23 protein-coding genes are annotated in these 19,951 nt (G+C 74.5%); 9 read left to right on the top strand and 14 right to left on the bottom strand.

The window, feature by feature from the left end; translation table 11 throughout:
- Positions 1-103 precede the first annotated feature (103 nt).
- The 4 genes from ssd to ACIRPH_RS30230 all read left to right on the top strand — a co-directional run bounded on the left by ssd (position 104) and on the right by ACIRPH_RS30230 (position 3,897).
- Positions 104-1,231, top strand: coding sequence for a septum site-determining protein Ssd (gene ssd / locus ACIRPH_RS30245; protein WP_402920529.1), 1,128 nt, complete (start codon positions 104-106; stop codon positions 1,229-1,231).
- The gene (locus tag ACIRPH_RS30240; RefSeq protein WP_402920526.1) at positions 1,228-2,382 is read left to right on the top strand and encodes a TadA family conjugal transfer-associated ATPase; all 1,155 of its coding nucleotides are present in this window, start codon (positions 1,228-1,230) and stop codon (positions 2,380-2,382) included. Before ssd ends, ACIRPH_RS30240 begins: the two co-directional genes overlap by 4 nt.
- Complete coding sequence (locus ACIRPH_RS30235) at positions 2,367-3,053, top strand: type II secretion system F family protein (protein ID WP_402920523.1); 687 nt, start codon at positions 2,367-2,369, stop codon at positions 3,051-3,053. The genes ACIRPH_RS30240 and ACIRPH_RS30235 overlap by 16 nt, the downstream gene beginning before the upstream one ends.
- Positions 3,054-3,174: 121 nt before the next feature.
- Positions 3,175-3,897, top strand: coding sequence for a type II secretion system F family protein (locus ACIRPH_RS30230; RefSeq protein ID WP_402920520.1), 723 nt, complete (start codon positions 3,175-3,177; stop codon positions 3,895-3,897).
- Positions 3,898-4,176: 279 nt separating this feature from the next.
- Here ACIRPH_RS30230 and ACIRPH_RS30225 read toward each other — a convergent pair whose 3' ends face one another.
- The 6 genes from ACIRPH_RS30225 to ACIRPH_RS30200 all read right to left on the bottom strand — a co-directional run bounded on the left by ACIRPH_RS30225 (position 4,177) and on the right by ACIRPH_RS30200 (position 8,772).
- Positions 4,177-4,614 (bottom strand): hypothetical protein, encoded by a 438-nt coding sequence (locus ACIRPH_RS30225; protein ID WP_402920517.1) that lies wholly within the window; start codon positions 4,612-4,614, stop codon positions 4,177-4,179.
- 138 nt (positions 4,615-4,752) lie between these two features.
- Positions 4,753-5,205 (bottom strand): hypothetical protein, encoded by a 453-nt coding sequence (locus ACIRPH_RS30220; RefSeq protein ID WP_402920514.1) that lies wholly within the window; start codon positions 5,203-5,205, stop codon positions 4,753-4,755.
- The gene (locus ACIRPH_RS30215) at positions 5,202-5,564 is read right to left on the bottom strand and encodes an Rv3654c family TadE-like protein (protein ID WP_402920511.1); all 363 of its coding nucleotides are present in this window, start codon (positions 5,562-5,564) and stop codon (positions 5,202-5,204) included. The genes ACIRPH_RS30220 and ACIRPH_RS30215 overlap by 4 nt, the downstream gene beginning before the upstream one ends.
- A 4-nt stretch (positions 5,565-5,568) precedes the next feature.
- Positions 5,569-5,922 carry a TadE family type IV pilus minor pilin gene (locus ACIRPH_RS30210; RefSeq protein ID WP_402920508.1) on the bottom strand — a complete coding sequence of 118 codons (354 nt, stop codon included), beginning with the start codon at positions 5,920-5,922 and terminating at the stop codon, positions 5,569-5,571.
- Positions 5,900-6,097 carry a DUF4244 domain-containing protein gene (locus tag ACIRPH_RS30205; RefSeq protein WP_330157978.1) on the bottom strand — a complete coding sequence of 66 codons (198 nt, stop codon included), beginning with the start codon at positions 6,095-6,097 and terminating at the stop codon, positions 5,900-5,902. Before ACIRPH_RS30205 ends, ACIRPH_RS30210 begins: the two co-directional genes overlap by 23 nt.
- Before the next feature lie 359 nt (positions 6,098-6,456).
- Positions 6,457-8,772 (bottom strand): DEAD/DEAH box helicase, encoded by a 2,316-nt coding sequence (locus tag ACIRPH_RS30200; protein ID WP_402920505.1) that lies wholly within the window; start codon positions 8,770-8,772, stop codon positions 6,457-6,459.
- A 234-nt stretch (positions 8,773-9,006) separates the two neighbouring features.
- Between ACIRPH_RS30200 and ACIRPH_RS30195 the strand changes: the two genes are divergently transcribed.
- Positions 9,007-9,354 (top strand): STAS domain-containing protein, encoded by a 348-nt coding sequence (locus tag ACIRPH_RS30195; protein ID WP_159944311.1) that lies wholly within the window; start codon positions 9,007-9,009, stop codon positions 9,352-9,354.
- Between the two features lie 13 nt (positions 9,355-9,367).
- Positions 9,368-9,916, top strand: coding sequence for an ATP-binding protein (locus tag ACIRPH_RS30190; RefSeq protein WP_402920501.1), 549 nt, complete (start codon positions 9,368-9,370; stop codon positions 9,914-9,916).
- Positions 9,917-10,181: 265 nt separating this feature from the next.
- On the opposite strand, the gene ACIRPH_RS30185 is transcribed toward ACIRPH_RS30190, so the two are convergent.
- The 3 genes from ACIRPH_RS30185 to nth all read right to left on the bottom strand — a co-directional run bounded on the left by ACIRPH_RS30185 (position 10,182) and on the right by nth (position 13,257).
- Entirely contained in the window at positions 10,182-11,360 is a 1,179-nt protein-coding gene (locus ACIRPH_RS30185; RefSeq protein WP_402920498.1) for a MarP family serine protease, read from the bottom strand.
- 21 nt (positions 11,361-11,381) lie between these two features.
- Complete coding sequence (locus ACIRPH_RS30180) at positions 11,382-12,035, bottom strand: NUDIX hydrolase (protein WP_402920495.1); 654 nt, start codon at positions 12,033-12,035, stop codon at positions 11,382-11,384.
- A gap of 469 nt (positions 12,036-12,504) precedes the next feature.
- Entirely contained in the window at positions 12,505-13,257 is a 753-nt protein-coding gene (gene nth / locus ACIRPH_RS30175; RefSeq protein ID WP_402920492.1) for an endonuclease III, read from the bottom strand.
- Positions 13,258-13,559: 302 nt separating this feature from the next.
- On the opposite strand from nth, the gene ACIRPH_RS30170 reads away from it, so the two are divergent.
- A complete protein-coding gene (locus ACIRPH_RS30170) occupies positions 13,560-14,234 on the top strand; it encodes a Crp/Fnr family transcriptional regulator (RefSeq protein WP_330093553.1) in 675 nt (224 codons plus the stop codon).
- Positions 14,235-14,392: 158 nt separating this feature from the next.
- Here ACIRPH_RS30170 and ACIRPH_RS30165 read toward each other — a convergent pair whose 3' ends face one another.
- The 4 genes from ACIRPH_RS30165 to ACIRPH_RS30150 all read right to left on the bottom strand — a co-directional run bounded on the left by ACIRPH_RS30165 (position 14,393) and on the right by ACIRPH_RS30150 (position 16,865).
- Complete coding sequence (locus ACIRPH_RS30165) at positions 14,393-15,199, bottom strand: MBL fold metallo-hydrolase (protein WP_402920489.1); 807 nt, start codon at positions 15,197-15,199, stop codon at positions 14,393-14,395.
- Positions 15,200-15,306: 107 nt separating this feature from the next.
- Entirely contained in the window at positions 15,307-16,152 is an 846-nt protein-coding gene (locus tag ACIRPH_RS30160) for an NUDIX hydrolase (protein ID WP_402920487.1), read from the bottom strand.
- 78 nt (positions 16,153-16,230) lie between these two features.
- Positions 16,231-16,692 carry a RidA family protein gene (locus ACIRPH_RS30155; RefSeq protein WP_402920484.1) on the bottom strand — a complete coding sequence of 154 codons (462 nt, stop codon included), beginning with the start codon at positions 16,690-16,692 and terminating at the stop codon, positions 16,231-16,233.
- Complete coding sequence (locus ACIRPH_RS30150) at positions 16,692-16,865, bottom strand: DUF4177 domain-containing protein (RefSeq protein ID WP_267947456.1); 174 nt, start codon at positions 16,863-16,865, stop codon at positions 16,692-16,694. The genes ACIRPH_RS30155 and ACIRPH_RS30150 overlap by 1 nt, the downstream gene beginning before the upstream one ends.
- 146 nt (positions 16,866-17,011) lie before the next feature.
- On the opposite strand from ACIRPH_RS30150, the gene ACIRPH_RS30145 reads away from it, so the two are divergent.
- Positions 17,012-18,058 carry an ArsA-related P-loop ATPase gene (locus ACIRPH_RS30145; RefSeq protein WP_402920479.1) on the top strand — a complete coding sequence of 349 codons (1,047 nt, stop codon included), beginning with the start codon at positions 17,012-17,014 and terminating at the stop codon, positions 18,056-18,058.
- Complete coding sequence (locus tag ACIRPH_RS30140) at positions 18,055-19,239, top strand: ArsA family ATPase (protein WP_402920476.1); 1,185 nt, start codon at positions 18,055-18,057, stop codon at positions 19,237-19,239. The genes ACIRPH_RS30145 and ACIRPH_RS30140 overlap by 4 nt, the downstream gene beginning before the upstream one ends.
- A 9-nt stretch (positions 19,240-19,248) precedes the next feature.
- Here ACIRPH_RS30140 and ACIRPH_RS30135 read toward each other — a convergent pair whose 3' ends face one another.
- Positions 19,249-19,578, bottom strand: a complete 330-nt coding sequence (locus tag ACIRPH_RS30135) for a WhiB family transcriptional regulator (protein WP_402920473.1) — start codon at positions 19,576-19,578, stop codon at positions 19,249-19,251.
- Between the last annotated feature and the right edge of the window lie 373 nt (positions 19,579-19,951).

Raw genomic sequence — 19,951 nt, 5'->3', positions numbered from 1 at the left:
CCGCCCGCCGCCGACGGCGTTGTCCACAGCTCCGGACCGGGGCTTCTCACGAGCGCCCCGGTCGGGGAGGGTCGAAGAAAGACCCCGCCCTCCGGAGAGCCCGATGGACACCCGCCCCCTGCCGCTGATCGCGACCGCCGACCCCCTCCTCCTCGACGACCTGCTCAGGCTGGCCACCGCCGCCGCCACGGAGGTCGCCGTCGCCCGCACCCCCGACCGGGCGCTGAGCCTGTGGCGGCACGCCCCGCTCGTGGTGGTGGGCGCCGAGCTGCGCGCCTCCCTGCGCACCGCCGACCCTCCCCCGGGGCGCCACGTGTTCGTGTCGCGCGCCGACGGGGGCGAGGACCCGCACGGACGGGAGGGGCGCCCGTACGGTCAGGGCCCGGCCCGCGGAGGCCCGACGGCCGCCGAGGGCCCTGGCACGCTCCTCCTGCCCAGGGACGAGCCCGTGCTGGTCGACCTCCTCACCCGGGCGGCGTCGCCCACCTCCGCCCCGGCCCCCACCGTGTCGGTGATCGGAGGGCGCGGCGGAGCCGGGACCAGCCTCCTCGCGGTCGCCCTCGCCCTCGCGGGCGCCCGCGCCGACCGGGACACCGCCCTCCTCGACGCCGACCCCCTCGGATGCGGGTCCGACCTCTACCTCGGCTGCGACGCCGCTCCGCCGCGGGCGCCGGAGCGGCGCACCGGCTGGGGCGACCTCGTCCGGCGCCGCGGCCGCGTCCGCTGGCAGGACCTGCGGGCGGGGCTGCCCGGCGCACCCGGGGTCTCGGTGCTGACCTGGTCCCGCGAGCCGGGGCCCGCCGCCCCTCTGCCCGTCGGCGCGGCGCGCTCCGCCCTGTCCAGCGCGCGGGACGGCGCCGACCTGGTGGTGGCCGACCTGCCGCGCTCGTTCGACCCCGCCACCGTCGTCTTCCTCAACCGCTCCGACCTCGTGCTCGTCGTGGTCCCGGCCGACGTGCCCTCGGTCGTGGCGGCGACCCGGGTGGTCTCCCGGCTGCGGGAGGAGGCCGCGACCGTCCGGGTCGTGGTGCGCGGCGCCCGCGGCGACCTGAGCGCCGACGTGGTGGCGTCCACCCTCGGCCTCGACCTCGGGGCGGACCTGCCGCAGGAACCCCGGCTCGACCGGGTCCTGGCCGCCGGGGACGTCCCCGCGCGCCACCCCCGGTCTCCCCTGGCCCGGTTCGCCGACCTCGTGGTGGCGTCCCTCCCCTTCCCGGAGCCGGTCCCGTGAGCCCGCTCGTGGAGGCGGTGCGCAACCGCCTCGTGGCCTCCGGTGCGCCGGTGAGCCCGGCCAACGTCGCGGCGGCGCTGAGGGCCGAGGGGGGCCTGCTGGGCGACACCGAGGTCCTGTCCATGACCCGGCGGCTGGCGGCCGACCTGTCCGGGGCGGGGCCGCTGGAGGAGCTCATGTCCTCCTCCGCGGTCACCGACATCCTCGTCAACGGGCCCGACGAGGTGTGGGTGGACGACGGCGGCGGCCTGCGTCGGGCCGGGGTGCGGTTCGAGTCGGCGGACGCGGTCCGACGGCTGGCCCAGCGGCTGGCCGCGCAGGCGGGGCGGCGGCTGGACGCCGCCGTCCCCTACGTCGACGCCAGGCTCCCCAACGGGGCCCGGCTGCACGCGGTGCTGCCCCCGGTGTCCCCCGCCGGTGCCTGCGTGTCCCTGCGCCTGCCGCCCCGGCGGGTGTTCTCCCTGGAGCGCCTCACCGAGCACGGCACGGTCACCGGTCGCGGCGCGGCCCTGCTGCGGGCGCTCGTGGCGTCCCGTGCGGCCTTCCTCGTGAGCGGCGGGACGGGCACCGGCAAGACCACGCTCCTGTCGAGCCTGCTGTCCCTGGTGGACCCCGGCGAGCGCCTCGTGCTCGCCGAGGACTCCCCCGAGCTCCGACCGGACCACCCGCACGTGGTGCGGCTCCAGACCCGCCCCGCCAACATCGAGGGGAGCGGGGAGGTGTCCCTGGAGGTCCTGGTGCGGCAGGCCCTGCGGATGCGGCCCGACCGGCTGGTGGTGGGCGAGGCGCGCGGGCCGGAGATCGTGTCCCTGCTGGGGGCCCTCAACACCGGCCACGAAGGCGGTGCCGGCACCCTCCACGCCAACGGCGCCGGGGACGTCCCCGCCCGGGTGGAGGCGCTCGGCTGCGGCGCCGGGCTCGACCGGGCCGCGGTGCACAGCCAGCTGGCCGCCACCAGGGTCATGGTCGTGCACCTGGTCCGGGATGCGGGAACCCGCCGCCTCGCCGAACTCCGGGTGCTGCGCCGCGATCCGTCCGGGCTCGTGCACGCGGTGCCCGCGGTGTCGTTCGGCCGGGACGGCTCCTGCAGGGAGCACCCCGGGGCCGAGGAGGTGGCGGCCCGGCTGGGCGACGGGTGGCGTCAGCGGTGACCGCCCTGGCGGTGTGCGCGGCGTGCGCGGGGCTCATGGTCCTGGTGTTCGCGGTCCCGGCGCCCCAGCGCATCCGCCTGGGCGCCGTCCTGGGCCGACCGCGGCGTCCTGTGCGCGGGAAGGGCGCGCGGTTCCCGCTGCCCCGCCCCGGGGAAGCCTCCGAACGCCGACGGGCCGTGGTCGTGCTGTGCCGGGTCCTGGCCGCCGAACTGCGCGCCGGCCAGCCCCCGCAGGAGGCGCTGCGGATCTCCGCCGCCGAGGCCGGGCCGCTGGTGGGCGCGGTGGACGACGCGGAGTCGCTGCGCCGTGAGGCCGCCCGCGATCCGGACCTGCGCGCACTGGCCTACCTGGCCGTGTGCTGGGAGGTGGCGGCCGACACCGGCGCCGGGCTGGCCGAGGTGGTCGACGCGCTGGCCGCCAACCTCACCGAACAGGAGGAGCAGCGGGCCGAGGCGGAGGCGCGGACGAGCGGTCCGCGCACGACCGCGATCGTCCTGACGTGCCTCCCGGTGGCCGGGGTGCTGATGTCCTCCGGCCTCGGCGGGGCGCCGCTGGAGTTCCTGTTCACCACACCGCTGGGGGCGGCCTGCCTGGTGTGCGGCGTGCTCCTCGACCTCCTCGGCTTCTGGTGGGCGCTGCGCATGCTGCGCTCCGCGACGGCTCCGCCGTGACCGGGCGCGGAGAAGGAGAGGACGGCAGTGACCGCCGGGGCGGAGGCGGTGTGGGAGCCGGCGGAGGGACGGGGCGGCCACGGTGCCACACGGGAAACGGTGCGGAAGGGGAGGGGACGGGATGACGGTGGTGACCGCGGTGCTGTTCGGTGCCGCCGCCGCGTGGGTGGCGGCGGGCCGGGGAGGCGCCCCGGGGACACGGCTGGCGCGCGCCGGGTCGGAGGGCGGGCCACCCCTCCGCACCGGGTTGCCTCTGCGGGCCCTGGCCCTGACGCTGGCGGGCGTGCTCGCGGTGGCCGTGTCGGCCGGCCTGTTCGGGCCCGCCGGCGGCGTCGTCGCGGTCGGGGGGTGTGCCGTGCTGTGGGTGCGGGCCCGCCGTGCCGGGGAACGACCCGACCGGCTCCCGGTGACCTCCGACCTGCCCGTGGTGATCGGGCTCATCTCCTCGGGGATCCGTGCCGGGGCGACCCTGCCCGTCTGCCTCACGGCGGTCTCCGGGGCGGCGGGCGGAAGGCTGGGCGGGGAGCTGTCCGCGGTCGCCGAGCAGCTGCGGCTGGGGGCCGATCCGGCGTCGGCCTGGAGCCGCCCGTCCCTTCCCGCCCCGCTGGCCGCGGTGGGCCGGGACCTGGCCCGGGCCGCCGACACCGGCGCGCCGGTCGCCGACCTCCTGGACCGCCACGCGGTCGACCTGCGTCGGGCCCTGCGCACCCGCGCGACGGCGCGGGTGGAGCGGTTGGGGGTGCTGGTGGTCGCGCCGCTGGGCCTGTGCTTCCTTCCCGCCTTCGTGCTGATCGGCATCGTCCCGATGGCCGCCGAGCTGCTCTCGCGGGCGCTGGGGGGCTGACCACCCCCTCGAGCGCGCCGGCGCCCCCGGAAGGCCGCTCTCCCGACAACCCGGGGGAGAACCGCCGGGCCCGGGTCGGCGCCTCGCCGAGCTCCGGGTCGGCACCTCGCCGGGACCAGGTCGGCGGGGCGGCGCGCCCGAGGACGACGGACCGGCGGGTCGGCACGCTCGGGGCGGCGGAGCGGCGCGCCCGAGAACGACGGCCGCGCGGGAGCGGCGCCCGCACCGGCCCCCGACGTCCGGCGTCTCGCCGAACCCGTCACGGTCCGCGGGACCGCCTCAGGCCTCGTCCTCGCAGAGGCCGTCGATGATGTCGTCCAGGACGGAAGCGCGGTCGGCCGTGGACATCAGCCGGAGTTCGCGGAGCGCGGGCACGGTGTCCACACTGCTCCCCCGGGCCCCCGCGACCGTGCACACCCTCATGCAGTGCTGGGTGGGCCCCCGCCAGAAGTCCCGCTCGTCGACGGGCGCGAGGCGGTACACCGTGGCCGGGTACCGGGGGGATCGGCCGGGAACCCGCCACTGCTGCACACGCGCGAGCACGAAACCGGTGAGCAGCGAGTCGAAGACGCCCTCGGAGGCGAGGTCGGCCAGCGCCTCCCGGTCGCCCTCCCGCCGGCACCCCTCGCACCCGGCAAGCTCGGCCCTCAGGAGCCAGCGGGCGCGCGCGTGGCCCACCTCGGAGTTCTTGAGCCTGCTCGGGTGTCGGTGTCCCATACACGGGAGGGTACGTCGGTTCCGCACCCTCTGTGCGGGGGTGTGCGCAGGTCACCCGGGCGGGGGCGGCGCGGTGCGGTCCGCGCGCCCGGGCGGGGCCCGTCCGCGGAACCTTCCGCCCGGGCGGGGCCCGCGGTGTCAGTGCTCCTCCCGGTCGAAGCGCCGCTGGCCGAGGTAGGGCGGAGGGAAGCGGGGCCAGCCGACGGACAGGCGCATCGCCAGCACCGCGATGCCCAGCAGGACCAGGACCACGGTGGAGGTGTGCCCCACGGCACGCGCGAAGGTCGTGACGGGGGGCGCGGCCTCTGCCGTGTAGTGGACGACGGGTTCGTGCACGGGCGACGGAGCGGCCGCCGGCCGGTGGGCGGAACCGACCGAGGCCTCCGTCGGGCGGGCTCCGGCGGCGGGCGAGGGCGTGGAGCCCGCCGACGGGGAGGCGCAGGGGTCGGGGTCCCCGGCGCCGCCGTCGCGGACGGCGGGTTCGGCGGGACCGGCGGAGGCCGCGCAGGGCGGAGGGGCGTTGTCGTCGGACTGGGGAGAAGCGCCCAGCAGGAGGGCGCACAGCAGTACGGAGACGGGGGCGGGGCTCATTCCACTTCCTCGCTGGAGACGGCTTCGTGGACCGGCCCGGCGCGGGCGCGCGCCAGGACGTCGCGGTCCACCAGTGACGACGGGACCGAGACCACCACCTCTGCGGTGGAGCCGGTGATGACGCAGGATTCGAGGGAGGCCTCGTTAGCCTCTGCGGTGTCCCGGGCCTCCGCGCAGGCTCGTTCCGTGCCGTGGACGAGTCGGGCGGCGGCCGCGAGTGCGGCGAGATCGGCGGCGGTGGTGGCGCGGTCCCGGTCGAGTCGTGCCGCCGCCGTCACGAGGACGGCGAGGGTGACGAACCAGAGCAGGGCCCCCAGGCCCGCCCACCATGCGGTGGCGGAGCCGGAGTCGGAGTGCACGTGCTCAGCTCCCCGGTTCGAGGAGGACGGCGGCGCTGCCGTCCACCCCCAGGGGAGGTGCCAGTGGGCCGAGCCGCAGCTCGACCCGTACGGTGACGCGGGCGGTGTGCCCGTCATCGGCCAGGCCGACGTCCGCGCCCCGGGGCGCGGCGGTCAGCGCCAGGGTCCGGGCCCGGTCGTCGGGTTCGCCCCGGGCGAGGGCCCGTGCCCCCACCCGCGCGGCGTCCGCGCAGGCGAGCTGGGCCGAGGCGGCCTGGACGGCCCCGAAGGACACGGCCAGGACGAGCAGCAGGGAGGGCAGCGTGAGCGCCGCCTCCACGGTGACCGATCCGCGGTCAGAACCCCGAGCTGAGCGCATCGACCACGAGCGCGGTGAGGGCCTCCCTGACCTCACCGCTGGTGATGATGACGTAGAGGACCCCGGCGAACGCGGCGCCGATCACCGCGCACAGCGCGTACTCGGCGGTGGCCATCCCGTCGTCGCCTCCGGGCTGCGCGGTGCGAGCGGGTGGCGGGCCGGTGAGAGCGAACATGGAACCTCCCTGGTGAGGGGCGGACGGGGTGTCGGCGCCCGACTCCAGGTTCCGGTGGCGGAGGGCGGTCCCGAAAGCCCCTTCCCCAGCCTGTGGAAAACTCGGGGCGCCCCGCACCGGCCGCGGTCGCTCCGCCCCTCGGCCCCCGTCGCCCGTGGCTGCGCACCGGCGGGCGACACACGGCACCCCGCCCGTGGAGCGCCCCCGCTCCCGGCACGCGTGCTCCGTCGGCCGTCGGCACGGCGCTCTCCGGTCCCGCCCCGGGCGGGCCGGGCCCGCGGCCCGGTCCCCGGACGGCGCCGCGAAGGGCCGGCGCCCGCAGTCCGCGAGCGGCCCGCACCGGCGCCGAAAGGCAGCCCTCAGGCGTCCTCCGCGCCCGTGCCGCCGCCGTCCCCTCCGAGGACCTCGTCGAGCAGCCTCAGCGCGCCGGACTTGCTCAGGGGCTCGTTGCCGTTGCCGCACTTGGGCGACTGGATGCAGGAGGGGCACCCGTGGTCGCACTCGCAGTCGGCGATCGCGGCCCGGGTCGCGGTGAGCCACTCGCGCGCCGCGGAGAAGCCCCGCTCGGCGAAGCCCGCACCGCCCTCGTACCCGTCGTAGACGAACACCGTCAGCCTGCCCGTGTCGCCGTGGAGAGCGGTGGACACCCCGCCGATGTCCGAGCGGTCGCAGGTCGCCAGCAGGGGGAGCATGCCGATCGCGGCGTGCTCGGCCGCGTGGGCGGCGCCCAGCAGGCCCACGTCCTCCTTGCGCAGCCGGGCCTCCCCCTCCGCCGGCAGGGTCCACCACACCGCGCGGGTGTGGAGCGTGCGCTCCGGGAGTTCGAGCGGCTGCTCCCCGAGCACGGAGCCGGTGCGCACGTCCCGCTTGAGGAAGCCCACCACCTGGCGGACCACCTCCACCTCGCCGAAGTACGCGGTCGCGCCGCTCGGCCACTCCTCCTGGCGCAGCACCGAGCGCACGGTGATGTCCGTGGTGTCGCGCGCCCAGGTGCCGTACGGCGGCTCGGCGCCGTGGACCAGGGCGACCCCCTCGTCCAGGTCGAGGTCGTCCACCAGGTACGTGGAGCCCTGGTGGAGGTACACCGCACCCGGGTGCACGGTGCCGTGGGACGCGGCCTCGTCGATCTCGCCGAGGAGCTGCCCGCTTCCGGTGTCCACGATCTGCACGGGGGGACCGCCCGACCCGCGGATATCGGCCAGGTCGCTGGCCCGTTCATTACTGGTCCAGAACCAGCCCCGTGGGCGCCTCCGCAAGAGTTTCCGCTCCACGAGATCGGCCAGGCGCTCCTCGGTGGACTCTCCGAAGAGAGCGAAGTCGTCCTTCGTGATCGGTAGTTCCTGGGCGGCCGCGCACAGGTGCGGACCCAGAATGTGGGGGTTTTCCGGGTCAAGGACGGTGGCCTCCACCGACCGACCGAAAATCGCCTCCGGGTGGTGCGCGAGGTACGTGTCCAACGGGTCGTCCCGGGCGATGAACACCGCCAGGGCGTCGTCGCCGCGCCGCCCCGCCCGACCCGCCTGCTGCCAGAGGGACGCCAGGGTTCCCGGCCATCCGGCGATGAGGACCGCGTCGAGCCCGCTGATGTCCACGCCCAGTTCCAGGGCGTTGGTGCTCGCCAGCCCCAGGAGCTCCCCCGTCCTCAGGGCCTCCTCCAGCTCCCTCCGCTCCGAGGGCAGGTAGCCGCCCCGGTAGGCCGCCACCCGGGCGGCCAGGTCGTGGTCGCCCCGCTCCGACAGGAGGCGCTGCGCGGTCAGCGCGACCACCTCCGCGCCCTGCCGCGAACGCACGAACACGAGGGTGCGCACCCGGTCCCGCACCAGGTCGGCGAGCATCTCCGCGGCCTGGGACGGCGCCGTCCGCCTGATGGGAGCCCCCTGCTCCCCGGTCAGGTCGGTGAGCTCCGGCTCCACGAGGGCGACGGACAGCCCCGGGCGCGGGGACCCGTCCTCGCTGACCGCGGTGACGGGCACGCCGGTCAGCCGGGTCGCGCTCTGCGCGGGGCTGCCGGAAGTGGCCGAGGCCAGCACGAACACCGGTTCCGACCGGTAGCGGGCGCAGATCCTGCGCAGCCGTCGCAGGATCTGGGCGACGTGCGAGCCGAAGACACCGCGGTACCGGTGCGCCTCGTCGACCACCACGTAGCGGAGCCTGCGCAGGAAGCGCGACCACGCCCCGTGGCGGGGGAGGATCCCGTGGTGCAGCATGTCCGGGTTGGTGAGCACGTAGTTGCCGTGCTCGCGTACCCAGGACCGCTCCTCGACGCTCGTGTCGCCGTCGTATACGGCCGCACGCACGTCCGCGAGACCCAGGGCCGATATCCACCGCAACTGGTCCTGCGCGAGCGCCTTGGTCGGGGAGAGGTAGAGCACGGTCCCGCCCGCGTCGACGGCGTCCACAGCGGGTAGGAGGAAGCCGAGTGACTTCCCCGAGGCGGTGCCCGTGGCTATGATCACATCACGGCCCGAGCGTGCGAGGTCGGCGGCTTCAACCTGGTGGGACCACGGTCGTGTGATCCCCAGCTCGGAGAGCCGTCCGACCAGGTGGGGCGCGGTCCACTCCGGCCACTCCCCGCCCACTCCCTCGCTGCGGGCCACATGCTCGATGTGGGTCACCTGCGGGTACCGGGTATCGTCACGCCACACACCGGGGAGCACGGGCTCCGATCGCCTCATCCGAGACCCCTCCTCACAGGCGCGTGTTCGGTAGTCGTGACGCCCTCAGACGAAGGGTGTCGCACTGGGACATCGGTTTCAGTGTGACATCCGGGGGAAGAGTGGCGCGGTGTCACGGTTTTTCTGTGCATCACAGGAAGACGCACTCGACACCCGTGGTTGAATGCGTGCTGGTGGGGTAACGCCCGGCAGAGATCATTCGCGATTTTTTCGCGGTTCGGCGCTGGAGGACTAGTGGACTTGAAGCTTGATCATTACACCGAGGGCGACACCGAGATCGTCGTCGTTGAGGGTGAGATCGATGTCTATACCGCGCCCCGGCTCCGCGAGCTGCTGATCGACCTGGTCAACAAGGGCAACTTCCACCTCGTGGTCAACATGGAGAAGGTGGAGTTCCTGGACTCGACAGGCCTCGGTGTGCTTGTGGGCGGGCTCAAGCGCGTCCGGGCCCACGACGGGACCCTCGACCTGGTCTGCACCCAGGAGCGCATCCTGAAGATCTTCCGGATCACCGGTCTGACCAAGGTCTTCGGTATCCACGGCTCTGTTCAGGAAGCCATCGACAAGCGTTCCGCGAAGTAGCCCAGAGCGAGCGATGGCAACCATCACGCTCACGATCAGCGCGCTTCCCGCCCACGTGCGCACGGCGCGGCTCATGGCCGCGACCGTGGCACGGCGGGCGGGTATCGCCGCCTCAGCGATCGACGAGATCAGGCTGGCGGTCGGTGAGGCGTGTTCCCGGGCGGTGGCCGCACACAAGCTGCACTGCCCCACACAGCCGATCCTGCTCCAGCTGATCGACGGCAACGGGCCCGACCCGGGGTCGGACTCCCGCACCGACGCCACGAGCCTTGCCTTGCGCGCCAACGGGAGCGCGACACAACGTTTCGAGGTCGTCGTCTCCGACCGTGCCCCCGCGAAGGACACGGTGGAGACCGTCAACCCGTCCATGCTGGACGGGCTCTTCCTCGACGGTGAGGACACTCCTCCCGGCGGGATCTCCGGGTTCTCCCCCGGCCTCGGCCTGGCGGTCATCACCGGTCTCGCCGACGAGGTGAAGATCGACCCCAGCGACAGGGGCACCGTCGTGCGCATGAGCTGGCCGTTGACGAACGAGCAGACGCCGGACCCCAGCTCCAACTAGGTCCGGTCCACAGACGTCCGTACGGGCGCCCTCCCCGCGGGGAGGGCGCCCGTACGCGTCCCGGGGCGCGGGCGCCGGGGCCCGCGGAGGGCCGGGCGCCATGCCCCGCCTCGCGGGACGGGCGGCCCCGCGGAAGTCCCGAGGGTCCGCGGGGCCGCGAACGGCGGGCAGCACCGTGCCGGCCGCCGCGGCGGCCCCCCTGTACATCCAGTGAACAGTGGGGGGCGGGCCGTGTGAAGGCCCGGCGCCCGCCTGTGGACGGGGGTCAGTCGCAGGTCTGGGAGGAGACCTCGGCCACGGCCGCCAGGCCCGAACCCGCGTTCTCCGCCACCTCGTCGGCGGTGAGCACGTAGCCCGTCTCCGGCTCGTTCGTGGCCGCGGCGAACACGACCCCGTAGACGGTGCCGTCCGGGGCGAGGAGCGGCCCTCCGGAGTTGCCCGGGCGCACCACCGCGCGCACCTGGTAGATCTCCCGGCTCACCTGCTGCGAGTGGTAGAAGTCCGGCCCCTGCGCCGTCTGGCGGGCCCGTACGCGCGCGGGGACGGCCGTGAAGCCGCTGTTGCGGGGGAACCCGGCCACCACCGCGTCCCCGCCCTGCGGGGCCTCGTGCGTGAACTCCAGCGGCTCCAGGTCCAGCCCGGGGACGTGGAGGACCGCCAGGTCCTGCTGCGCGTCGAACAGCACCAGGGTCGCGTCGAGCTGGTAGCCGTCCCGGGTGACGATCCGCAGGTCGTCGGTCACCCCGGCAACGACGTGCGCGTTGGTCATGATCCGGTCGTCGGCGTAGGCGAAGCCGGTCCCCTCCACCCGGCGCTGGCAGGACGGGGCGGTCCCCAGGACCTTGACCACGCTGCGGCTCGACTCGATCAGCTCCGGGGTGGTGAGGACGTCCGGGTCCGGCGGCTCGACCTCGGCCAGCTCACCGGTTCCGAGCCCGCTGAAGACCTGCGGGAACGCGCTCTGGTCCACGACCCGGCGGAACGTGGAGAAGCCGCTGTGGGCCGACTCCGGCATGAGCGCGTCCACCGACTGGAGGATGCGCGAGTCCTTGACCTGGCCGGCCACGAACGGCAGCGCCGAGTTCGCGACCGTGCTGCCGATGAACCAGGCGACGAGCAGGACCGAGAGCCCGCTGACCAGGGCTCCGCCCACGGCGTCCACGACCCGGGCGGAGTCCCACGTGACCCTGTTGCGGACGAGGGTGCCCAGGTAGGAGCACAGGAACTGGCCGAGCGCGGCGGCCAGGAAGACCACGGCGATGGCCAGGAGCGCCTGTCGGCCGGGGTCCTCCACCCACGCCTGGATCAGGTCCGGGGCGGCCAGTGCGGCGAGGACGCCCCCGCCGATGAAGCCCGCGAAGCTGAAGACACCGACGATGAACCCCTGGCGGTACCCGGTCACCGCGAACAGCAGCAACAGGACGATCAGGACCACGTCGAGCACAATGCCCTCCAAGAGTGAGCGCTACCCGACCGGCCGCAGGCCCTGCGGGGTGGCTTCGAACACGTCGGTGAGACCCTCGTGGCGCCAGGGGAGTTCCCAGCCGCCCATGGTGAGCAGGCTGTCGATGATCGCACCGGTGAAACCCCACACGAGCATGCCGTCGACCCGGAAGCCCGGCCCCCACCGGGTCCCGCCCCCGTAGCGCACCATGACCCGGTTGGCCGGGTCGGCGAGGTCGGCTACCGGAACCCGGGAGACCGCGGCGACCTCGCCGAGGTCGGTGGGGCGCACCTCGGAGGGTTCGCGCCACCAGCCCAGGACGGGGGCCACCCGGAAGTCGCTGAAGCTCAGGTACAGCTCGGGGAGGCGTCCCACGACGTCCACGCCGGCGGGGACCACCCCGGTCTCCTCCTCCGCCTCCCGGAGGGCCGCGGCCTCGACGGAGGCGTCCGTGGGCTCGATCCGGCCGCCGGGGAAGGCCGGCTGCCCGGCGTGGCGGCGCAGCCCGGCGCTGCGTTGGATGAGGAGCAGGTCCGGCCCCTTGTGTCCGACGCCGAAGAGGATGAGGACGGCCGACTCGCGGCCGCCGCTCGCGGGGGGCCGCATGGGGCCCGGCACGGTCATCGTCTCGGCGGCGTCCGCGAGCGCGGCGAGCCAGAGCGGGATCGGGTTCATACGTGAAACCTGTTCCGGGGGTTGTCGCGCCGTCGGTGGACCGGTGCGGCCGCTGGCGCGGGCCGCACCGGGTTGTGCCCGGGGGTTGCCGGGCGGGCAGGGAGCGCCGGGCCCGGAGCCCGCACCGCTCCCGCGGGTCGTCATGCGGTGGGACCGTGTCCGGCGTTCCCGTGCGGGGACCCCCGTGCGGGGACCCCGGCGGGGGGCGCCGCCTCCCCCGGGAGACCCCGGCCTCCGGGTCCGCCGCCCGGCGCGGCACCCCCGGAGGCGGTGGGACCGGCGGGGTTGCCCCGGCAGGGGACCGCCGCCGCGTCGCGGCGGCACCGCGGGGCGGCGCGGCGGAGGCGTCCGCGCGGATGCGGCGGCCGTGTCGGGACGCCGGTGTCAACGATCACACCATCAGAGTACAAAGCGTCGCAGGCGCCCCCGCCGTCCGCCGCCTCCGGGCCGGCCGCCGCAGGGGTCGGGATCAGGCGAAGGAGCGCATCCGCAGCAGCCCCGCGGCCGTGTCCGGATCCGTCGGGCCCTCTCCGAACGAGGGGCACCATCGGGCCAGGTCGCAGGCGCCGCAGGCGGGTTTGCGGGCGTGGCAGACCCGCCGCCCGTGCCAGACCACCCGGTGGGACAGCATCGTCCAGTCCCTCGGGGGGAACAGGTCGCCCACCGCGTGCTCGACCTTCACCGGGTCGGTCTCGTCCGTCCACTTGAAACGGCGGACCAACCGCCCGAAATGGGTGTCCACGGTGATCCCGGGCACATCGAAGGCATTACCGAGCAGTACATTTGCGGTTTTTCGTCCTACACCGGGTAGTTTGACCAGGTCGGAGAGGTTCCCAGGAACCTCTCCGCCATGCTGTTCGCACAGCGCCTGGCCGAGCCCGATGAGACTGTTCGTCTTGGCACGGAAGAAGCCGAGCGGACGGATGACCTCCTCCATCTCCTCCCGCCGTGCCGAGGCGTAGGCCTCGGCGTCGGGGTAGCGGGCGAAGAGCGCCGGAGTGACCTGGTTGACCCGTTTGTCCGTGCACTGAGCGGACAGGATCGTGGCGACCAGCAGTTCCAGCGGGGTCGTGAAGTTCAGTTCGCAGTGGGCGTCCGGGTAGAGCTCGACGAGTTCCCGGTACATCCTGCGCGCGCGGCGGACCAGCGCGAGCCGGCTCTCGCCGGTGGGCGTGGGGTTCTCCGCGGGCGCGGACGGCGCGTCTGGCGTGTCACGGGGCATCGTCACAGGGTAGGCGTCCCGACGGGGCGGGCCTCCGTGTTCACCGAAAGTTCGGCATGCTTCCGGGAGCCGGCCGTCGTTTCGGCCGGGGACCGGGATTATGTAACCAATGTCCGGTGGCGCGGCGCGGACAGCCCTTGATACAGGCTGATTACGACTAAGATCGCATGGGCTGACGTCGGCTGTTGTGGGCACGTGGTCTCCCGGCGGCAAGCCGCGGTAACGACCTGGCTTCACACCCGGGTGCGATATACGTCACACTGTTGACGGTCAGGTTCTGAGGAGGACGTGTGGTGGACGAGATCAACGAGGTGCTGCGAAAGGCCCCTCTGTTCGAGGCTCTCGACGAGGAGGACACGGCGGCGCTCCGCTCCTCGGTGAGCGAGGTGCGCCTCGGACGCGGGCAGACCCTGTTCAGCGAGGGGGACGAGGGCGACCGCCTGTACGTGATCCTCAGCGGGAAGGTCAAGCTGACCCGCACGGCCGTGGACGGCCGCGAGAACCTGCTCGGGGTGCTCGGCCCCAGCGAGATGTTCGGTGAGCTGTCGCTGTTCGACCCGCGCCCGCGCACCGCGAGCGCCGTCGCCGTGACCGACTCGGTGCTCGCCGGGCTGGGCCACGACGACCTGCGCCCGTTCCTGTCGAGCCGTCCGCACGTCTCGCTCCAGCTGCTCAAGGCTCTGGCGGCCAGGCTGCGCCGGACCAACGACGTGATGGCGGACCTCGTCTTCACCGACGTGCCGGGCCGTGTGGCCAAGGCGCTCCTGGAGCTCGCCGACAAGTTCGGCAAGGAGGGCGAGGACGGCCTGCACGTCCACCACGACCTCACCCAGGAGGAGCTCGCCCAGCTGGTCGGCGCCTCGCGTGAGACGGTCAACAAGGCGCTCGCCGAGTTCGCGCTGCGCGGCTGGCTGCGCATCGAGGCCAAGGCCGTCGTCCTGCTCGACGTCGAGCGGATGCGCCGCCGGGCCCGCTAGGGTCCCGGGCGCCCGGACGGGCGCCCGACGGACACGCTGTGTGGCCGCTCTCCCCCCGGGGTGGGCGGCCACAGCGCTGTCCGGCCCCCGCCGTCCCTCGGCGGCGGCCGGGGGATCCGGTGCGCACGCCTGCCGGACGGCACCCGCCCGTCCCGGGGCTACGGCTCGACGTCGGCCGGGAGCTCACCCCGCGAGACCAGGTAGCGCAGCTGGGCGCGTACCGACGACTCCGCGGCGAACCGGATCTGCTCGTCGACGTCGGGGTAGACCCGGTCCACGACGGCGCCGACCCCGGTCGCGCCGGCGTCCACGGCCTCCCGGACCTGCTCCAGGCGCGACTCGCGGTGCGAGATGTAGGTGGACAGCGTGTCAGCGGGCGCGGTCAGGATCGGACCGTGTCCGGGCAGCAGGGTGCGCACGCCGTGCTCCCGCACGAGGTCCCGCAGCCTGTACAGCGAGTCCATGTAGGGACCGAGGCCGTCGTCGCCGTCGATCACGGTCGTGCCGTGGCCCAGGACCGTGTCCCCGGTCAGGACGGCGTTGTCCGCGCCCACCAGGAGGCACACCGAGTCGTCGGTGTGGCCGGGGGTGGCGACGACCGTGAGCACCAGGCCGTCGGCCTCCAGGGTGTCGCCGTCGGACAGGCCGTGGCCGCCGACCCTCACCTCCGGGTCGACCGCGTGCACGGGGGCCCCGGTCAGCTCGGCGAAGTAGCGGGCGCCCTCCGCGTGGTCGGGGTGCCGGTGGGTGACCACCGCCATCTGCACCTGCGCGCCCTGTTCCTGCACGGTCCGCGCCACCCTCTCCAGGTGGCGCTCGTCGTGGGGGCCGGGGTCCACGACCACGACCCCGCGTGCGCCGGGCTCACGCAGGATCCAGGTGTTGGTCCCCTCCAACGTCATCGGGCCAGGATTGGGGCACAGCACACAACTGGCGCGCAGCGTCCCGGAACCGTCGATCCTCATCGCACCTCGCTTCGATCGCCGAAACCGGACCGGGCCGGAGGACCGCGGGCGGCGAGCCCCGGAACCCGTCCCGCGGCCCCGCGGTCCGCACGGTGGCGTGCGGACCCTCACGGGGCCGCACCGGGATCCGGCAGGGGGTACTCCACCCCGTCGGGGGCGACGACGCGGATCCGACCGTTGACTTCCCGAACATCCGGTTCAAAGGGGACGATATCCCGTCGCGCCTTCCGCACACCCTCCAGGGTCCGGCACTCGGCGAGCTCGGCGCACGTGACCACCGTGGGCGGCAGCATGGGCATGCGGCCCGCCTCCCACTCCGGGGCGACCAGGGACGGATCGGTCCAGGCCGTGAGGTCGGCCTCCCCGCCGACGTCGCGCGGGGCCTGACCCGGCGGGAGCTCCGCGGCGAAGAACCAGGTGTCGTAGCGGCGCGGCTGGGCCCGCGGCGTGATCCAGCGCGACCACGCCCGGAGCCACTCCGACCGGAGCACCAGCCCGCGCCGTGAGAGCACCCCCGTGAAGGAGCGGGAGCGGTCGATCAGCCCCAGCCGGTCCCGCTCCCACTCCTCGGACGCCGTGTCGAGGGTGATGGCCGGCTCCCCGGCGCGCTCCGGCTCGCTCGCCAGCAGCACGCCGGTCTCCTCGAAGGTCTCGCGGACGGCGGCGCACACCAGCGCACGCGCCATCCGCACGTCGGTGCCGAGTGTCCGCGCCCACTCCTGCGGGGACGGACCCGTCCAGGGAAGGCCTCCGTCGGCGTCCCTCGCGTCCACACCGCCGCCCGGGAAGACGTAGGCGCCCGGCGCGAAGCCCATGGAGCGGACCCTGCGCATCAGCAGGACCTCCATCGACCCCTCCCCGGGCCCGCCCCGGGCCGCGCCGCCCCGCGCGGGGCGCAGCAGCATCACCGTGGCGGCCGGCCTGGGCCGGGCGGCCCCTCCCTGCTCCGGCATCGGCATATCCTCCCGGGTCTCGGGGCCGGGAGCCGCGCCGCCGACCGGCGCGGCCTGCCCGGCCTCACGGGGAACCGCTCAGCGGACCTCGACGATCATGTCGACCTCGACCGGGGAGTCGAGCGGCAGGGCCGCCACTCCGACCGCCGCGCGGGCGTGCACCCCGGCGTCGCCGAAGACCCGGGCGAGCAGGTCGCTGGCCCCGTTGACCACACCGGGCTGCCCGGTGAAGTCGGGGGTGCTGGCCACGAAGCCGCCCACCTTGACGATCCTGACCACGTCGGACAGGTCGCCGACCTCGGCGCGCACCGCGGCGATCGCGTTGAGCGCGCAGAGCGCGGCCAGCTCCCGGGCGGTCTCAGCGGTGACCTCCGCGCCGACCTTGCCCGTGGCGGGCAGCTCGCCCTCCACGAACGGCAGCTGGCCGGACACGTACACGTGGGCGCCGCTGCGCACCGTCGGGGTGTAGGAGGCCACCGGGGCCGCCACCTCGGGCAGGGTCAGGCCCAGCTCCGCGATCCGCTCCTCGGGGGTGGCCATCAGAGCTGGCGCTTCATGTACGCGACGTACTGCTGGTTGCGCGGGTCGGTGCCCTCCGGGAGCGGGGCCGGAACGACGGAGACGAGCTCCCACCCGTCCGAACCCCAGTTGTCGAGGATCTGCTTGGTGGCGTGCGACAGCAGCGCCACCGTCTGGTACTCCCACTTGCTCATGCGTCCTACCCCTATCGGTCACCGGCGGCCCGCCACCGAGGCGGGCGCCGCACGTCAACGCCGCCACACTACTCACCCGTGCTCCTCCCCGCCCACACAGACGCCTCCCCCCACCCGCCCCCGGAGGCCCACATAGACTCCCTGGGGTGAGTGATCGTGAGCACGGACGACAGCATCCGGGGGATGCGTGCGCGGGAGCGCGGCTGCACATCGTCACCGGGAAGGGCGGGACCGGCAAGACCACGATCGCCGCGGCGCTGGCCCAGGCGCTGGCCGCGGACGGCGGCCGCGTGCTCCTGGTCGAGGTGGAGGGGCGCCAGGGCGTCGCGACCCTCCTCGGCAGCCCGCCGCTCCCCTACGAGGAGCGCGAGATGCTCCACGTCCCCGGCGGCGGGCGCGTGTCCGTCCTGGCGGCCGACGCCGAGGCGGCGCTCCTGGAGTACCTGGAGATGTTCTACGGCATGCGGCGGGCGGGCCAGGCGCTGAACAGACTCGGGGCCGTGGACTTCGCCACCACCATCGCCCCCGGGCTGCGCGACGTCCTGCTCACCGGCAAGGCGACCGAGGCGGTGCGGCGCCGCCGGGGCGCGCGCCGCAGGCCCTCCGCCGACGATCCGGCCGCGCCCTTCCACTACGACGCCGTGGTGATGGACGCCCCGCCGACGGGGCGGATCTCCCAGTTCCTCAACGTGAACTCCGAGGTGGCGGGGCTGGCCCGGGTGGGCCCGATCCGCAACCACGCCGACAAGGTCATGGAGGTCATCCGCTCCGACCGGACCCTGGTGCACTTCGTGACGCTCCTGGAGGAGATGCCCGCCCAGGAGACCCGGGACGGGATAGCGGAGATCTCCGAGCTGGGGCTCGCGGCGGGGATGGTGCTGGTGAACATGGCGCGCCCCCCGCTCCTCGACGACGCGTCCCTGGACGCCGCCGCGGACGGCGGCCCGGACCTCGACGCACTCGCCGCCGGGTTCGGGGAGGCAGGTGTGGGGAACCCGCGGGAGCTCGCCGCCTCCCTGGCCGGCGAGGTGCGCGGGCACGCCCTGCGGGTCCGGCTGGAGCGCCGCGTGCGGTCGGACCTGGAGGACCTGGGCCGCCCCCTCCTGGAACTCCCCCTCCTCACGGGGGGTGTGGACCGGGCCGCCCTGGACGGACTCACGAGGCGGCTGGTCGAACAGGGGGTGCGCCGGTGAACCCGGCAGCGGAGGACGACGACCGCGCGAACCGCGGGGGGAACGGCGCGAAGGCGCTCGACGCCGACGCGCTCCTGGACGACCCGGGGACGCGGATCATCGTGTGCTGCGGGGCCGGCGGGGTCGGCAAGACCACCACCGCCGCCGCACTGGGTCTGCGCGCCGCGGAGCGCGGTCGCCACCCCGTCGTGATCACCGTGGACCCGGCGCGGCGCCTGGCCCAGTCCCTGGGGCTGGAGGCGCTGGACAACACCCCGCGCCCCGTCCCCCTGCCCGAGGGCGCCCGGGGCACCATGCACGCCATGATGCTCGACATGAAGCGGACCTTCGACGAGGTCGTGGAGGAGCACGCGGACCCGGAGCGGGCCCGGCAGATCCTCGCCAACCCCTTCTACCAGACCCTCTCCACCAGCTTCTCCGGCACACAGGAGTACATGGCCATGGAGAAGCTGGGGCAGCTGCGGCAGTCGGGGGACTGGGACCTGATCGTGGTGGACACCCCGCCCAGCAGGTCCGCGCTGGACTTCCTCGACGCGCCCGAGCGGCTGGGCCGGTTCCTGGACGGCAGGCTCATCAGGTTCCTGAGCGCCCCGGCGAGCACCGGCGCCTTCCGCCTGCTGGGGGCCGGGTTCAACCTGGTGACCTCGACGATCGACAGGATCGTGGGGAAGCAGTTCCTCGACGACCTGCGATCGTTCGTGTCCGCCTTCGACACGGTGTTCGGCGGGTTCCAGAAACGGGCGGAGCGCACCTACCGGCTGCTCCGGACGCCGGGGACGGCGTTCGTGGTGGTCGCCGTCCCGGACACGGACGCGATGCGCGAGGCCTCCTACTTCGTGGACCGGCTGGCCGGCGACGCCATGCCGCTGGCGGGGGTGGTCGTCAACCGCACCCACCCCCTGCCGGAGGGCGCGGGCGCGTCGCTGGGCGCGGCGGACGCCGAGTCCGCCGCCGCCTCGCTGGAGGGCGGGGGCGCCCACCCGCTGGCGTCCGCCGCGCTGCGCCTGCACGCCGAACGGGTCCGTGTGCGCGGGCGCGAGGCCGGGCTGCGCGACGCCCTGCTGTCCTCCCACCCGGACCTGCGCGTGGCCGAGGTGGCCGCCCTGCCGGAGGACGTGCACGATCTGGAGGGGCTGCGCCGGATCGGCGTCGCCCTCGCCGCCGCGGCCGGAGAGGGCTAGCCCCGGGGTTCAGGCGGAGCGCTCGCCGACGCCCGCGCCGAGGGTGTCCGCGTAGCGGGAGAGGTCTCCCCCGCCCTCACGGCGGGCCTCCTCCAGGAGCGGCCCCCAGTCGGGGACACCGGGATGCTTGCGCAGCAGGGCCCGCCGCTCGCGTTCGGTCATCCCGCCCCAGACACCGAACTCCACCCGGTTGTCGAGGGCGTCGGCCAGGCACTCGGTGCGCACCGGGCACTCCTGACAGATGAGCTTGGCCCGGTGCTGGGCCGCCCCCTGGACGAACAGAGCGTCCGGGTCGACCTCTCGGCAGCGTGCCATCGTCGTCCACTGGTTGGTCCACATGTGCCCTACTCCCCTGTGTGCGCACCCGAATCGTGCGTCAGCGGGGTTCCCGGGGTTCCAGACACTCGCGTGCTCTGGTTGGGTGGGAAGAACACGGTACGCTCCCGCTGCCGCGTGGGGTGCGGTGGTTCCACGCCCACCCCTGCCGTCTAGAAATTACGGATTCGGGCGCCGTACCAACAGAACCCACTCGACCCACTTCCCATCCCACTGAAGATGGCCCGCTCGGGCCATTGCGTAAGGACGCGGTAGCGCTCCGCGTCGGATGGGCGGCATCCCCTGCTGCGTCGAACCGCGCAACGAGTGGTCAGCGATAACCGTGAAAAGATGGCATGGGGGCACCGCTCGCGCGACAGTGCGGGCATCTCAGCGC

The organism is Nocardiopsis sp. NPDC101807, from assembly GCF_044766605.1.
Classification (GTDB): domain Bacteria; phylum Actinomycetota; class Actinomycetes; order Streptosporangiales; family Streptosporangiaceae; genus Nocardiopsis; species Nocardiopsis tropica.
This window is presented reverse-complemented; position numbering and strand designations above follow the sequence as displayed.

What these genes read in the sequence shown, in the direction of transcription:
- ssd (WP_402920529.1), top strand. Translation starts at nt 104, where the DNA reads ATGGACACCCGCCCCCTGCCGCTGATCGCGACCGCCGACCCCCTCCTC.
- ACIRPH_RS30210 (WP_402920508.1), bottom strand. Translation starts at nt 5,922, where the DNA reads ATGCGCTCAGCTCGGGGTTCTGACCGCGGATCGGTCACCGTGGAGGCG.
- ACIRPH_RS30225 (WP_402920517.1), bottom strand. Translation starts at nt 4,614, where the DNA reads ATGGGACACCGACACCCGAGCAGGCTCAAGAACTCCGAGGTGGGCCAC.
- ACIRPH_RS30205 (WP_330157978.1), bottom strand. Translation starts at nt 6,097, where the DNA reads ATGTTCGCTCTCACCGGCCCGCCACCCGCTCGCACCGCGCAGCCCGGA.
- ACIRPH_RS30230 (WP_402920520.1), top strand. Translation starts at nt 3,175, where the DNA reads ATGACGGTGGTGACCGCGGTGCTGTTCGGTGCCGCCGCCGCGTGGGTG.
- ACIRPH_RS30155 (WP_402920484.1), bottom strand. Translation starts at nt 16,692, where the DNA reads ATGGCCACCCCCGAGGAGCGGATCGCGGAGCTGGGCCTGACCCTGCCC.
- ACIRPH_RS30180 (WP_402920495.1), bottom strand. Translation starts at nt 12,035, where the DNA reads ATGAACCCGATCCCGCTCTGGCTCGCCGCGCTCGCGGACGCCGCCGAG.
- ACIRPH_RS30200 (WP_402920505.1), bottom strand. Translation starts at nt 8,772, where the DNA reads ATGAGGCGATCGGAGCCCGTGCTCCCCGGTGTGTGGCGTGACGATACC.
- nth (WP_402920492.1), bottom strand. Translation starts at nt 13,257, where the DNA reads ATGCCCCGTGACACGCCAGACGCGCCGTCCGCGCCCGCGGAGAACCCC.
- ACIRPH_RS30165 (WP_402920489.1), bottom strand. Translation starts at nt 15,199, where the DNA reads ATGAGGATCGACGGTTCCGGGACGCTGCGCGCCAGTTGTGTGCTGTGC.
- ACIRPH_RS30160 (WP_402920487.1), bottom strand. Translation starts at nt 16,152, where the DNA reads ATGCCGGAGCAGGGAGGGGCCGCCCGGCCCAGGCCGGCCGCCACGGTG.
- ACIRPH_RS30135 (WP_402920473.1), bottom strand. Translation starts at nt 19,578, where the DNA reads ATGTGGACCAACCAGTGGACGACGATGGCACGCTGCCGAGAGGTCGAC.
- ACIRPH_RS30220 (WP_402920514.1), bottom strand. Translation starts at nt 5,205, where the DNA reads ATGAGCCCCGCCCCCGTCTCCGTACTGCTGTGCGCCCTCCTGCTGGGC.
- ACIRPH_RS30150 (WP_267947456.1), bottom strand. Translation starts at nt 16,865, where the DNA reads ATGAGCAAGTGGGAGTACCAGACGGTGGCGCTGCTGTCGCACGCCACC.
- ACIRPH_RS30190 (WP_402920501.1), top strand. Translation starts at nt 9,368, where the DNA reads ATGGCAACCATCACGCTCACGATCAGCGCGCTTCCCGCCCACGTGCGC.